The 14,290-nt window shown below is 45.5% G+C and carries 12 protein-coding genes and 2 riboswitches; of the genes, 8 read left to right on the forward strand and 4 right to left on the reverse strand.

Annotation, left to right across the window (positions count from 1 at the left end; all coding sequences use genetic code 11):
- Window positions 1-135 precede the first annotated feature (135 nt).
- Window positions 136-1,305 carry a S8 family peptidase gene (locus tag ACFWMP_RS31065; protein ID WP_042183970.1) on the forward strand — a complete coding sequence of 390 codons (1,170 nt, stop codon included), beginning with the start codon at window positions 136-138 and terminating at the stop codon, window positions 1,303-1,305.
- 127 nt (window positions 1,306-1,432) lie between these two features.
- Here the strand turns inward: ACFWMP_RS31065 and argS are convergent, their stop codons facing one another.
- The 3 genes from argS to ACFWMP_RS31080 all read right to left on the reverse strand — a co-directional run bounded on the left by argS (window position 1,433) and on the right by ACFWMP_RS31080 (window position 5,069).
- The gene (gene argS, locus ACFWMP_RS31070; RefSeq protein ID WP_379426141.1) at window positions 1,433-3,118 is read right to left on the reverse strand and encodes an arginine--tRNA ligase; all 1,686 of its coding nucleotides are present in this window, start codon (window positions 3,116-3,118) and stop codon (window positions 1,433-1,435) included.
- Complete coding sequence (locus ACFWMP_RS31075; RefSeq protein ID WP_339248356.1) at window positions 3,115-3,558, reverse strand: YwiB family protein; 444 nt, start codon at window positions 3,556-3,558, stop codon at window positions 3,115-3,117. The genes argS and ACFWMP_RS31075 overlap by 4 nt, the downstream gene beginning before the upstream one ends.
- A 326-nt stretch (window positions 3,559-3,884) precedes the next feature.
- Window positions 3,885-5,069: a beta propeller repeat protein gene (locus ACFWMP_RS31080; RefSeq protein WP_379426143.1), complete on the reverse strand. Its 1,185-nt coding sequence runs from the start codon at window positions 5,067-5,069 to the stop codon at window positions 3,885-3,887.
- A gap of 224 nt (window positions 5,070-5,293) precedes the next feature.
- Between ACFWMP_RS31080 and ACFWMP_RS31085 the strand changes: the two genes are divergently transcribed.
- Window positions 5,294-7,354, forward strand: a complete 2,061-nt coding sequence (locus tag ACFWMP_RS31085; RefSeq protein WP_339244219.1) for a transglycosylase domain-containing protein — start codon at window positions 5,294-5,296, stop codon at window positions 7,352-7,354.
- Window positions 7,355-7,556: 202 nt separating this feature from the next.
- A complete protein-coding gene (locus tag ACFWMP_RS31090) occupies window positions 7,557-8,030 on the forward strand; it encodes an AbrB/MazE/SpoVT family DNA-binding domain-containing protein (RefSeq protein WP_076286897.1) in 474 nt (157 codons plus the stop codon).
- 101 nt (window positions 8,031-8,131) lie between these two features.
- Here ACFWMP_RS31090 and ACFWMP_RS31095 read toward each other — a convergent pair whose 3' ends face one another.
- Entirely contained in the window at window positions 8,132-8,638 is a 507-nt protein-coding gene (locus ACFWMP_RS31095) for a YwhD family protein (protein WP_042183958.1), read from the reverse strand.
- A 103-nt stretch (window positions 8,639-8,741) separates the two neighbouring features.
- On the opposite strand from ACFWMP_RS31095, the gene ACFWMP_RS31100 reads away from it, so the two are divergent.
- From ACFWMP_RS31100 to ACFWMP_RS31120, 5 genes are all read left to right on the forward strand, one after another.
- Window positions 8,742-10,748 (forward strand): M1 family metallopeptidase, encoded by a 2,007-nt coding sequence (locus tag ACFWMP_RS31100; RefSeq protein WP_379426146.1) that lies wholly within the window; start codon window positions 8,742-8,744, stop codon window positions 10,746-10,748.
- An 11-nt stretch (window positions 10,749-10,759) separates the two neighbouring features.
- Complete coding sequence (locus ACFWMP_RS31105) at window positions 10,760-11,590, forward strand: hypothetical protein (protein ID WP_042193082.1); 831 nt, start codon at window positions 10,760-10,762, stop codon at window positions 11,588-11,590.
- A gap of 214 nt (window positions 11,591-11,804) precedes the next feature.
- Window positions 11,805-11,943, forward strand: a riboswitch (cyclic di-AMP (ydaO/yuaA leader).
- 53 nt (window positions 11,944-11,996) lie between these two features.
- Window positions 11,997-12,425, forward strand: a complete 429-nt coding sequence (locus tag ACFWMP_RS31110; RefSeq protein WP_042193080.1) for a C40 family peptidase — start codon at window positions 11,997-11,999, stop codon at window positions 12,423-12,425.
- A 359-nt stretch (window positions 12,426-12,784) separates the two neighbouring features.
- Window positions 12,785-12,926: riboswitch (cyclic di-AMP (ydaO/yuaA leader) on the forward strand.
- A 5-nt stretch (window positions 12,927-12,931) separates the two neighbouring features.
- Window positions 12,932-13,423 (forward strand): C40 family peptidase, encoded by a 492-nt coding sequence (locus tag ACFWMP_RS31115; protein WP_042183954.1) that lies wholly within the window; start codon window positions 12,932-12,934, stop codon window positions 13,421-13,423.
- 256 nt (window positions 13,424-13,679) lie between these two features.
- On the forward strand, window positions 13,680-14,165 hold the full coding sequence (locus ACFWMP_RS31120) for a GNAT family N-acetyltransferase (RefSeq protein ID WP_379426149.1): 486 nt from the start codon (window positions 13,680-13,682) through the stop codon (window positions 14,163-14,165).
- Window positions 14,166-14,290: the final 125 nt, after the last annotated feature.

Genomic DNA, 14,290 nt, shown 5'->3' on the forward strand with positions numbered 1-14,290 from the left:
CTATTTTATGTAAAGCGCCGTCTTTTGACACGATGGGCAGCCCATTTCGTTAAAAAAGGGCAAGTTCCCATTCGGACCCCCTCTTCCACTCATACAATATGGCAGCAGGGCACCGAGGAGGGGACAGCGAAACCTATGGACTATTACAAATTTTGGCACATGCTTCTTGAAGAAATATCGGTTGCCCCCAACAATGGTGAGCGGCGTATTCTTACCTTCAATGATCCCCGCCAGTATGCCGGAGCTTTTACACAATGGAAGGCGCTGAAAGCGAAGCAGCCTGAGCTGCGGCAAGTGCAGGTATCTCCGCTGATTCGGGCCTTTTTTGTGCCTGCTGCCGGAGCTGGAAAACTAATGAACCGATTTGCAGATCTCCTAAATGTCGAAGAGGATCTACAAATACAAATCCATTCTATAGCTAACGAAAAAAGCGGAACCGCTACACTCCCTTGGGGAGTAAAAGCCATTCATGCTCCTCAGGCATGGTCCAAATCAACTGGAGTTCACGTCAAAATCGGCGTAATCGATACAGGAGCTGATTACCGCCATCCCGATCTGAAGCATTCATTAGCCTCAGGGGTCAACCTACTACACCGCGGAATGTTGCCGCTGGATGATAACGGTCACGGAACTCATATCGCCGGGACCTTAGCGGCAGCAGGGGGAAATCGTGGGATGATGGGTGTAGCACCACGGGCACTACTATATCCAGTCAAGGCTTTTGATCATAGTGGATCAGCCTATGTGTCTGATATTGTGCTGGGTATTGATTGGTGCGTGCAGAACAGAATAGATATCATCAATATGAGCTTCGGAATGAAAACTAGAAGCAAAGCGCTTCACAATGTGGTTATTAAAGCGTACCGAGCCGGAATCGCTATCATCGCCTCCTCCGGCAATGACGGCAAACGTGGCGGGGACTATCCCGCACGTTATCCTGAGACGATTGCCGTGGGCGCCATCGATAAAAGACATCGTGTTGCCGGCTTCAGCAACCGCGGTTCTTATATCGATGTCTATGGTCCCGGCGAAGGCGTGACCTCCTGTTGGCTGAAGGAGGGCTACAAAGAGATGAGCGGCACCTCCATGGCGACCTCTCATGTCACGGGAGCCGCTGCACTGCTGCTCTCGGTGCGACCGGGGCTCTCGCCAAGGGAGCTGAAGCTGCTCTTGCGCCGCACCGCGTCCCCGGTGCGGCTGCGCAAGGGGCAGCGACGCGCATCCCTTGGCGGCGGCGCTGCCGATGCCCTACGCCTGCTGAAAGCAGGAGTGAGGGCCAAGCGGGCGGTATCCGCGAACGTATAGACCCTGCCCGGGCACCGGGTGGGTCACTCTGACGTGAGCGCAGCTTGTGCCGGTGCGAAGAACGGCACAAAATAAAATCCGCCTCCCAGGGAACCGGAAGGCGGATTTTTTGTCGTTTGATGTTGAATTACATGCGATCCGGTGCGGAAACACCAACAAGACGCAGGACATTATCAATGGTGGTACGCGCAGCACCAAGCAGTGCAAGTCGTGCCACGGTTTGAGCGGCATCCTCAGTGATTACACGTTCAGCTTTGTAATAACTGTGGAACATCGCAGCAAGCTCATATACATAACGGATGAGGCGATGTGGAGCATAACCTTCAGCCGCAACAGCAATTTCTGCTGGGAGCTCACCAATTTTGCGCAGCAGGTCATATTCATGCACTGCTGTCAGCTTCGAGAAGTCAATCTCAGCGTAATCAGGAATGGAGATCCCTTGCTCCTCTGCCTGACGGAAGATGCTGCAGATACGCGCATGCGCATATTGAACGTAGAATACAGGGTTCTCATTAGAAGTAGAGATCGCCAAGTCCATATCGAAATCGAGATGGGAATCCATGCTACGCATGGTGAAGAAATAACGAATCGCATCGATTCCTACTTCTTCCATCAAATCTTCCATCGTAACCGCTTTGCCGGTACGTTTCGACATTTTAACCTTTTCACCATTCTGGAACAGGCTGACCATCTGAGCAATCAGAACCACTAACTTCTCAGGATCATTGCCAAGTGCTGACATCGCCGCTTTCATCCGCGGAATATAGCCATGATGATCCGCACCCCAAATGTTAATCATTTTATCGTAACCACGGCCATACTTATCGCTGTGATAAGCAATGTCCGGTGTAAGGTAGGTGTATGTGCCATCGTTCTTAATCAGAACGCGGTCTTTATCATCGCCATACTTAGTCGTTTGCAGCCAGGTTGCCCCATCCTGCTCATAAACTTCTCCACGATCACGAAGCTCGTCTAGCGAGCGTAACACTTCTCCGTTCTCGTACAGGGAAGTCTCACTGAACCAGATATCGAAGTTTACGCGGAATAGTCCCAGATCACGTTTGATTTTATCGAGCTCTTTATTAAGTCCATAAGTCCGGAAAAAAGCTGCGCGGTCACTCGGGCTCATTTCGAGTAGTGTATCACCCTTTTCAGCCACAAGCTCTTTAGCAAATCCCTTAATATCCTCGCCATGGTAACCGTCTTCAGGCATTTCTGCTTCTTGGCCCAGCTCCTGCAGGTAACGAGTTTCAATGGATTTGCACAGGTTGACCACCTGGTTACCGGCATCATTAATATAATATTCCCGTGTCACCTGATAGCCTGCATAATCGAGTACGTTGCAAAGCGCATCGCCGACAGCAGCACCACGAGCATGTCCTAAATGAAGGCTACCCGTTGGATTAGCACTGACGAACTCCATTTCAACCTTCTGACCTTGACCGATGTTAATACGGCCATAATCATCACCCTGCTCAGCAACAAGGCTGATAATTGGGTACAAATAATTCTTGGACAACGTAAAGTTAATAAAGCCTGGTCCGGCAATCTCAGCTTTTTCAATAGAAGCGCTGCTTGTATCCAAATGTTCTATAATTGCCTCAGCAATCTGGCGCGGGTTACGTTTTGCGATTTTGGTCAGCTGCATAGCAGCGTTCGTAGCCAAATCACCGTGTGCCTTATCTCTTGGTACTTCCAGTACGATATCCGGAACCTCTTCCGGTGCAACAATTCCTGCATTTACAATTGCATCGGCAATGGCTTCTTTTACCCGTTCATTCACTAGCTCCAACGGATTCTTTCTCTGTGTCATAATTTCGGTTCCTCCTGTATATGCAAACTAATAGCAAACTTTCCTGACAATTCCTCGTATACGTACAAATCATATTCCCATGCAACCGTTAGGGAGCGCCCTTCGCGCACCACGTCCAGCTTGTTCGTTTCTGTAGAAAGATTAAACTGTGTATATGGTGAACGATAGAATCCCGGCAGACGCCGTCCGGATTGAAAGCTCTGTTCCGACTGTATCCCACCGTGGCGGATTAGCTTTAGCTGATTGCCTGCAATCTTTATTGTTGTACGAACAGAAATTTCCTCTCCTCGAGGGCCTTGCTCTAACTCTTCATATTGAATATATAGATGCGGTCCTTTGGATACTACCTCTCCATTCGCTTTCATAACATTCCGCTGACCATCTTGAAGGCTCACGAGCGTAATAGAGACGTCATATTTGTTAGACTGTAGTTCGGGCATCACACGTTCCTCCATTCTGCAAGCCTCTGCAATCTGCATAAGAAAAACGCCTGTCGTAAAACTTAAACATTTTTATATTCATTCAAAGGCCTATTCGCTTTCCCATTGTACACTATATCCAGTTCAAAGAAGCATTTCAATCTCAGAATCCATTAGATCTAGCTTAGCTCATAAAATTTTACCATATTGATGGATAAAAGCACACTTGGAACATGTAGTAAAACTGTACACAAGTGCAACCAACTTCATAATCACAAAAAAACGGTTCCCTTAGGAACCGTTTAGAAAACTAAAAGCTATGATCGCTACCTTTACTAACCCGCCTGTTACAAGGACAAAATTTTCAACGAAAATCTAAGTTGCCAAGAAGCGCCGCCATCTTTAGTTACATATAACGATGAATAATCGCGTTCGCGAACGGCTAGCCAGCCTTCTTTATTACTAGTGAACGAGATTACTCCTTCATACCCAGCAATCGCCGGAAGATTGGTCCACTGCTTGCCACCGTTATATGTGCGTCCTACCGCTACTTTTTCTGCTGCGTCGGAATAACCCACCAAGAAGGTCGTATTGTTCCCTATCAGCTCCAAATTTCCCGGTCTGCCAGACGCAGGCCCTTTATTTACTACAGCTTTTCCACTACCCGGGGAAGGTCCACCCCCAGCAGTTTCCTGGGCGATCACTCTATTCCAGCTTTTCCCCTTATTCGTACTTGTATATAGGGAGTATGAGGTTTGACTCATCCCTGAGCCGCCAAAGAGAACCACATCAACTTGATCTCCCTTCGCGGTGATTTGGCCATACTCAGGATCAGAAAAGGCTGCCTTCAACGATAAACTCCAAGTTTTCCCACCATCTGTAGTCTTCATTATTCGGTAGCCGGTTCCAGGCACAGTTACAACAGCCCAGCCGGTATTACGATCACTGAAATAAGCACCACGTGTATTGGATGGGGTTGAAATCTTACTCCAGCTAAGTCCCCCGTCCTTGGTGTAATACGTTGATGCCCTGTTATACCCGAAACCAATCTTACTGTCGAAAAAATCGATTCTTTCAAAGCTAACAGCTTTATTCGAAAGTCTTTTCCATTCTGAGCCGCCATTAGAGGTACTGATTAAATATCGAGCTTGACTGTCTTCTACAGAAGCAAGGGCAAAACCATGCACGTTATCGGGAAAATCAATCTGTTTAAAGCTCCATTGGCCTTCATAAATTTCTTGAAAATTGCAGCCTCCATCAGAAGTGCCAATCATAAATCCATTGCCTGCTGCCCGTCCGATATTTCCATTCAGAAACTGAACATCAGAAAAGGTAAGCGGTGTGGATACGTCTCCTGAATGCTTGTTTTGCAGAGACTGTAGTAGCCCATGATCTCCAGTGCCGCACGCCGCTGGTGTAGCCGATGCCGCAGCATGTACAGAAGAAGCTGATGCACCCCAGCCTGAAACCATTATTAGCGTCGCCGAAAGGGCGGTTATTGTCGATCTGTGAATCTTTTTCGTCCAGTTCATAATGACACCTCCTATTGTATATATACCCTCGCTTTCAATCTCTACTCTTTTATACCTCCTGAAGCACGCATGATCCACCATTGAATAGTCACAAAATGGAAACAGTTTGTCATCTCCTATTTAAATCTCCTCCGGTGATAGTCCCTTTAACAGATCACCTAGTTATACAATGAATATCCTTCCAGTTCCTTTCCCATAATACAAGGAGAAGGGAGTCTGGTGTCATGTCACGTGAATCAACGAGTCCACCCAAACGAAAAAGCCGCTTCCGCCGTTTATTCCGGCTGCTGGTAGCCATGATTATATTGTTTCTACTGACCACGGGAGCTCTGCTCGGTTACCTATACCAAAAAGATCTCCCTCCCATTGGCGACGATGTGCGCTCCAAGCTACTCGACTCCAGGGGCAATATTCTTGCCACCTTTACCTCAGACGGGCGTAGCCGTGAACCGGTCAAATTAAGTCAAATTTCTCCCCTGCTCATTGAAGCCACACTAGCCGTCGAGGACCGTAAGTTTTACGAGCATTCCGGATTTGACATGAAGGGGATGGCTCGGGCAGTGCTCGTCAATCTGGAAGAGGGAAACCGAACGCAGGGGGCTAGCACGCTAACTCAGCAGCTCGCGAGAAATCTTTATCTATCCCACGAGAAGACGTGGACGCGTAAAGCTAAAGAAGCCTTGTATACGATGCAGCTCGAGATGAAATACAGCAAAGATGAAATCTTGAACATGTATTTAAATAACATTTACTATGGCCATGGTGCCTATGGCATCGAAGCAGCCTCTCAAATGTATTTTGGTAAATCTGCAGCAGACTTAGACTTGGCAGAGAGTACCATGCTAGCTGGGATTCCAAAAGGACCAACCTATTATTCGCCGTACAATCATTTAGACAACGCTAAAAAACGACAAAAAATCATTTTGACTGTCATGGCTAATTTAGGAGAAATCACACAAGAAGAAGCGGGACAAGCTGTTCAGGAGGACTTGAACTTAAAACCACAAGGCCAGAAGGATACCACTGTGGTTGCACCCTATTTCAGAGATTATATTCGCAATCTGGCCACAGAATCTCTTAACATCAGCAGTGATGAGTTGGAACAAGGGGGACTAAATGTTTACACCACCCTGGACCCTGACATGCAGCATGCCGCAGAACAAGCAGTCGACAAAGAGATGGATCAAAAGAGTGATCTGGAGACCGCCCTTGTTTCCATCGATCCTCGCACTGGCTACATTAAAGCTATGGTCGGCGGAAAAAATTATCGTACCAACCAATACAATCATGCTCTAGCCACCACACGTCAGCCTGGCTCGTCCTTTAAGCCGATCATGTATTTAGCAGCACTCTCTTCTAAAGAGATGACTAGTCTTTCCGTTTTCAAAAGCCAGCCAACGATGTTCCATTATGATAACAATCGCAAAACCTACCAGCCTCGGAACTTCGGGGATAAGTATCTGGGCGAAATCAATATGCGACAAGCCATTGCAGCATCCGACAATATCTATGCTGTGAATACGATCATGAAGATCGGCGCAGATAAGGTGAGCGAGATGGCAGGCAAGATGGGCATTGATAGTCCGCTTCAAAGCGTGCCGTCACTGGCACTCGGTACCTCACCGATCAGTCCGCTAGAAATGGCTGCGGCATTCGCTGTTATTGGAAACAGTGGTCAGAAAATGCCAACCACAGCCATTCTAAAAATAACGGATTCCAATGGTATGGTGCTGTATGAAGCACCACAGCCAAAGGGTGAAGCCATTGTAGAGCCTTCTGCCGCCTATGTGTTGACCCGTTTAATGGAGGGAGTATTTGAGACTGGGGGGACAGGAAACCGTGTAGCTTCTATAATCAAACGTCCGGTAGCCGGCAAGACTGGAACTACGGATACAGACGGCTGGATGGTAGGCTTCACCCCCGAGCTGTCCACTGCAGTTTGGGTTGGATATGACAAGGGGCGCGACATCACAACTACCGATGGCCGACGGGCAGCTCCAATTTTCGCGGAGTTTACTGAAAAAGCGTTGGAAAATATCCCGCCTAAGATTTTTCCCATTCCAGATGGCGTAGTCAGTGTATACATCAATCCGCAATCCGGTAAGCTAGCTACAGCAGCCTGTCCCGAAAAAGAACTGGAGACTTTCATTAGTGGAACTGAGCCCACCGAATACTGTGATCAACATGGCAAAGCTCCCGCTGTCGATGATGTACAAAGCAAAGTAGATCCTGCTGAAGAAAGTCGTTCCCTGTGGAACAATATTAAACGCTGGTGGTTGAATTAACCTCTTCATTAATTGAAGAGGTTTTTCTTTTTTATTACTTATTTATTGTAGAATCCATAGGATGGCCAAACTCGATTTTCACTTCTCCCACAAAGGATGTAACCGCTTCATTAATTATATTCACCCCATTCTCTTAACTCACAATTACTGCTATAATAGTTAGTAGCAACCAAAATATAAAGATGTAAATGAGGGACATGGGATGAAGGATACAGGCATGATCCGGAGTTTAGACAGTCTTGGGAGAATTGTGGTTCCCGCAGAAATCCGTATGACTCGTAATATCGACATTGGTGATCCTATCGAATTTTTTATATTAAACGATAACACCATCATACTCAGGAAGTACACCTCGACAGAATGTACGTTTTGCAGAAGCCACGACCATGTCACCTACTATAAAGAGCAATTTATTTGCAGTAGCTGTCTAAAAGAAATTGCCGACCCTGAACGCATGTCTCAAGTGCCTGAGGCGCGCCAAGATTTTGCAGGCGAAGTGTCAGAACACAGCAGCACGATCCGGAAGACGAAGACAGAGGATATGTGCCAACGCCTGGAGCGGGCCATAGAAGAACATCCATATGCCAATCAGAAAGAGCTTGCTGAAATTCTTGGGATCAGTCAAGCCAGAGTAAGTCAACTCAAACGCAAACTTAGTACGGCAGGCAAATCGTAAACTAATTCATTGTGTTCAATTCAAAAAGGCTTCGACTCTCCTATTTCAGGATGTCGAAGCCTTTTTTCTGTATCAGGTAACCTTGACCGGGTAATTCGTTCCTACTCGGTCAGTGCAGCCTTAAGCTCATCGGAGGACGCAGTCCACCATGCCTCATTATGAGAGATCAAGAGGGATTTGAGGGCAGCTTTTTCAACTGCGCCAAGCCCTCCCACATCGATTTTACGTTTTAGAGCAGCATCCAACTTATTGACATGCTCGGCGAGAATTTTCCAACCGCGACGTGCTTCCGTATCGATCCACATTTCGCAGGCCGTTATTCCACCATAGAATTGACTATCCTGTGTACGGTCCACTGCTACCCATACTACCCAAACCTGTCTACCATTAGGTACATCTTCACGGTTCATGGAGAATTTAATCCCCTTTTCAACCTTACTCTTGGCATGCATGGCACCAATATCAATGACTGCTTCACCGCCATCAATAATGACAGGCGATACGTTATTGAGCTCTATAGAGCCCGCTCCAAAGCCTTTATGTTTACTTTTGGCATTCACAATATTTAAGGCAATCTGTTTCTTGCCCTCCGGTTGTATGTTGTCCACGAGTGCACACCCTTCCTCTTACGAATAATTTAATTTTAGCTAATAATGCGGCGATTGCAAACATATACATCCCGTAGATGCTTGTCACGGGAGGAATCACACTATGAAGTCACTGTCATTAAGGTACATCATCATCTTTGCGACCCTGGCCACCCTCGTGCTATTAGGAGGCATATGGGTCTATTCGGGGGATAACTCCACATCTTCTGTTACTAGCTTTGTTTCAAAAGAGGCCAAGTCCTCAAGCGGCACAGCTCCTGCAGCTGCACCACAACAGACACTGCCTGAAAGCGCCCCCGTTCCAGCAGAAGAGGCATTAAGTCAACGAGTTGTCGAGTATCACATCGATGTTCAGCTTGTTCCTGATACAGAAACCTTAATCGCTTCTGAGACGGTAACCTGGACACACCCCGGTGTAAAACCGGTAAGTGATCTATATTTTCATATGTATCCAAATGCTTTTGCTTCACCAGATACTACCTTTATGAAGGAGTCCGGGGGAACGCTCAGAGGTGACACCATGCCAGAGAACGGCTTCGGAAGTATGACTTTAACCGATTTGCGCACAACAGAAGGAACATCACTAATGCAAAGAGTGCAATTTGTACAACCCGATGATGGTAACGTCAACGATAAGACACTCCTAAAGGTGCATCTCCCACAGCCGGTTAATGGTGGAGAAAGTGTCACGCTTAAACTCCAGTACGAGGTCCAGCTCCCCAAAATATTTGCCCGTATGGGCGCATCAGGCAATTTCGTGATGGCTGGGCAATGGTTCCCTAAACTTAGTGTATACGAGCCTATGGGCACACGTGGGGTTAAGGAGGAAGGCTGGGATTTGCATCAGTATCACGGCACCTCTGAGTTTTACAGCGATTTTGGCATCTTTAATGTAACGATTGCGGTTCCTTCCGACTACACGGTAGCTGCGACCGGATTTCCTGTGAAGAATGCCAAGCTAAAGCAAGATCAAAAAATATATCAGTTCTACGCTGACGATGTCCATGACTTTGCGTGGGCGGCATCCCCTGATTTTACAGTAGCCGAAGAAGCCTTCTCTACGCCAGAAGTGCCTGGTGTACGGATTAAGGTGTATCTCGATCCATTACACAAAGACTTAAAGGAACGATACCTTCAGGCCGCTAAGGCAGCTCTGACCTACTTCAGCAAATGGTATGGTCCTTATCCCTACTCGACTCTGTCTATTATCGTTCCGCCTAAGGAGGGGAATGGGGCTGGAGGAATGGAGTATCCAACACTCATTACAGCATTTGGAGCCACAGACTCTTCTCCTGACACCTCACTTGAAAGAACCGTCGTTCATGAAATTGGCCATCAATACTTTTACGGCATGGTAGCCAGCAATGAATTCGAAGAGGCTTGGCTAGATGAAAGCTTCACTTCTTATGCTGAAGACAGACTCATGGAGCAAGAATATGGCATCAAAACGAATCTCCCTCTTCAGTCCAGCTTGGTGACCAAATCAGAGCCGCTAAATTTAGAAACATGGAAATATGCCGGGGCAGAATCCTATAGCCGGAATGTGTATATTCGCGGAAAGCTAGTACTTAAGGATATTGAGCGCCAAGTAGGCACTAAGGCAATGAACAGCATCATGTCCACTTACACACGTAAATTCCGTTTCCAGCACCCCACTACGTCTGATTTTCAAAAAGTCGTTGAGAAGGTAACCAAAAAATCATGGCAGCCTTATTTCGAAGATTATATTTATGGTGGTGGTGCTCCTGATTTCTCAGTAGATACGATTACGATTAAAAAGAATGGCAACAGCGATGCTCAGAGCTATGAATCCATAGTAAAGATTACAAACAAAGGGAGCCATTACGTTGACGTTCCCATTAAATTCACATTCGCCGATGGCTCTGCTACAGAGCGGGTCTGGAGCGGTGAAGGAGCAGAGACTACCTTCCAATTGTTAAGCGATAAGCTTCTTCTCTCTGCTGAGGTTGATCCTGAGCATACCATTCTGTTAGAAAACAAGCATCTTAATAACTTCAGACTGGCGGAAATAGAGCCCAAAACGCTCTCCCGCTGGACATTAAGTGTAACTAAACTAGTTGAAACCGTGCTCGGAACTCTTGTCTGGTGAGGTGAATGATTGTGAGAACATCGATAACCCGCGGCTGGCAAAGCATGAAGGAGCAATTTTATATTCTGATTCTGCTCTTCATCTACCGACTGCTCTGGGGCTACTTTATGTACGGCTTCATCCGGTCTGCTATCGTTCCAATTCTACTGCGTTATCCAGATAAAGACGCTGGAGGCAGCGGAATGGGCAGACTACTCTATTATGTCGAAGGGCAGTTCAACTTGAACACAGATCCTGCGATACGTACTTGGTTATGGATGTTCCTAGGGCTTGTTGTCTTACGACTGCTACTCTCCCCCTTCATAAGGGCAGGATTACTGCATGAACTCCATCAGGAGCGAAAAGGAGAGCGTGGCCTGTTCTTTTTTCCAGGTATGAAGCTTTATGGATTTCCAGTGTTTATCTTCAGTCTAATCGAATGGGCGCTGGCTCTACTTCCGTTATACTGGCTTGCTCCAAAAATGTACGGGCTATTCTTGTCCTCCTTTCTGAACTACTCTTTGTTACTTCATCTAGTTCCATACGTATTGGCATGGCTTATATACATCTTTATCGTGCGCCTGTTCCTTCTATATATGCAGTTTGGGTATACCAGCGGCACGGGGATGTTCTCCTCCTTATTCATTTGCTTGAAGTCGCTGATTCCGGCAATAGGAATTTCAATCATACTTGGTGCAGCAGGCCTGATCCTTTTGCTAGTGTGCGGAATAACGGGTATCTTCTGTCCTGGCCTACCAGCACTTCTTATTCGTCAACTTTCATCACTGCCCTCAACACTCTTCAAAATGTGGGGAATTTCAGCTCAATATCATCTATGGCACAGTAAAGCATTTCCACAATAATTTGAAGCATTACAGAACATAATATAAGAGTCCCGGTTCCTGAATCAGGAGCTGGGACTCTTTCGCGTTATAGACAAATTATGAGGATTTGCAAAATCGTAAAGACTTTGTTACAATAAGTCCTGTTCCATTGGTAACAAGTTTGTAATCATTTGAAACGATTTCTACATAACTTCATGTATTTGTCGTAGTCATGTCGATAAGTCACTATCTGGTGCATAAAACGCCGAATTCCTTGCACCGGGAAGTGGGGGAACCATATTTTGGGTGAATTGATCTCGCTTTGCAGTGATCATAGGGGAACCTTCTACCGAATCCTTAAGCTAACCTCACAGGCATTGGAAGGGGTACAATTTTTTTGAAGAATTTAAGAAAAGCATGCGTCGCTGCGGCGCTAGGACTTGTGATGGCGTTCTCTATTGGTGGAGGAAGTGCCTTTGCAGATTCTAAGATGGACAGTGTTATTTCAAAGACAATTGGAGTTGCCTATAAAACCGGAGGCACTAGCACTGCCGGGTTTGACTGTTCTGGATTTACTACGTATGTATTCAAGAAGGTGGGTCTTTCTTTGCCCCGTACTTCAAAAGCTCAATATAATGTCGGAACTCCTGTAGCCAAAAGTAAATTACGTTCAGGTGACCTAGTTTTCTTTAACACATTGGGCAACGGCGTATCCCATGTCGGCATTTATGTTGGAAACGGAAAATTCGCACAATCATCATCTTCATATGGCGTGACCATCACTTCACTTAGCCAATCCTACTGGGCCAATCGCTACGTTGGTGCTAAAAGAGTAATGAGTACTTCCTCATATCAAGCTATAGCCTACGATTAATACTTCCCCACAACTATAATCTCACAATTACATTATATAGACCTGGGTTTGATTATTGACTTAATCGAATCCAGGTTTTCTTTTGCCTTATTATATTCTTTACACCTCTTGAACGGACTTTAAACACTTTTATTTGATAAAAATTTCAATAAATATAAAAATTAGTTTAATATTATCGCTTACATATGCATTTTGTCTTTAAAAAAACGAATTTTTCTGCATGATTATGTTAAAAACGATTGCCAAGCGGCACTCTGTTTGTTACAATAACTGCAGTAAGATTTTAGTAACATTTTTGTAATCATTAAGTTGTTATTTACAAAGGTTTTGTCATGTATTGATTACAAGCTATTCCTAATCAACAGTATCAGCCGAGTTTCCTAACTATTAGGAAAACGGGGGAACCAACTTTGGGTGAATTGACCTCCATTTTTAGAGGGGTCATAGGGGACCTTCAACCGAACCCTTAAGCTAACCTCGTAGGCATCCGGAAGGGGTATAAACTTTTGAAGAAGAAGCTAGCAGCAGCAGTACTTAGCTTTTCCATTATTTTCACCATCGGAGCAGGAAGCGCTTTCGCGGATTCCAAAATGGATAAAGTGATCGACAAGACCATCGGAACTAAGTACGTATCCGGCGGCATCTCCACAAATGGATTTGATTGCTCCGGATTTACAATGTATGTATTTGATAAAATTGGTATAAACCTACCACACCAATCAGGTTCCCAGTATCAAATGGGTACTGCTATCTCCCAAGATGATTTAAGATCTGGTGATCTTGTATTCTTCAATACAAGTGGTAAGGGTGTCTCCCATGTCGGTATTTATGTCGGTGAAGGCAAGTTTGCACACGCATCTTCCTCACGCGGTGTAACGATTAGCTCCCTGAGTGATAGCTACTACGTGAAACGCTACATCGGTGCTAAACGAATTATGAGCACGGATGCTTATCATTCTGTTGCTTCTGAGACAGAAGATAATGATGATGTTCAATAAGTAAATCGTACATAGGCTCTTTTCCAAGATGTTGATTCTTGGGGAAGAGCTTGTTTTTTGTCTTATTTAGTATTTACCCCTCTCAGAATTTGTAAAACAATAATCCTCATAAATTTCTGAGTCGACCATGCCTTTTTTTGTATATAATTAGTTACAAGCATAAACGCCTTCGATGTCCTTATAAGGACCATAAGTATTTTAAGCTAGAAATATAAGACATTTAAAGTTCGCCCGTGAAAGGAGGTCCTTTGACCTTATGATAAATCCCTCTGTTACTTTTCATGTAGCGCCTATGGAGACCAGTCACGCGGAAGAGATTTGCAACTGGGATTACACTGCCCCTTATAATATTTACGGCTGGATGCCGTGGGAGCAAATGCAGGCTCTTGGAATCGAGTTCGGTGACCCTCAGCTACGGAATGAGCAATATGTCTCCATACTAAATGGGCAAGGGATTTTGTGTGGATTCGCGCAGTTGTTTCCAATGGAAGGTGTTGTTCGCTTGGGGATTGGTATGCGCCCTGATCTATGCGGTAAAGGTCTAGGAAAAATATTCATGGATGCAATTGTGCAAGCAGCCTTGTTTCGTTATCCTGAGCGTGAGATTGATCTAGAGGTATTGACCTGGAACCAGCGGGCGATCCGAACTTACCAAAAGTGTGGATTTACGATTACCGATACGTATGAACGCCTAACCCCCACAGGAAACAAACCTTTTTATTGCATGGTCTATGATAAATAATATTAAATTCCATATTTTTCAATGATTTGATGGCATTATCGTTCATTTTTTTGTCACAAACCCTATGATAACGCTTCACCTTGAGCTATAATGTAGGGAGCAGCTTACATAGAAGGGACGAACTG

The organism is Paenibacillus sp. NPDC058367 (genome assembly GCF_042723305.1).
Lineage (GTDB): Bacteria > Bacillota > Bacilli > Paenibacillales > Paenibacillaceae > Paenibacillus_AQ.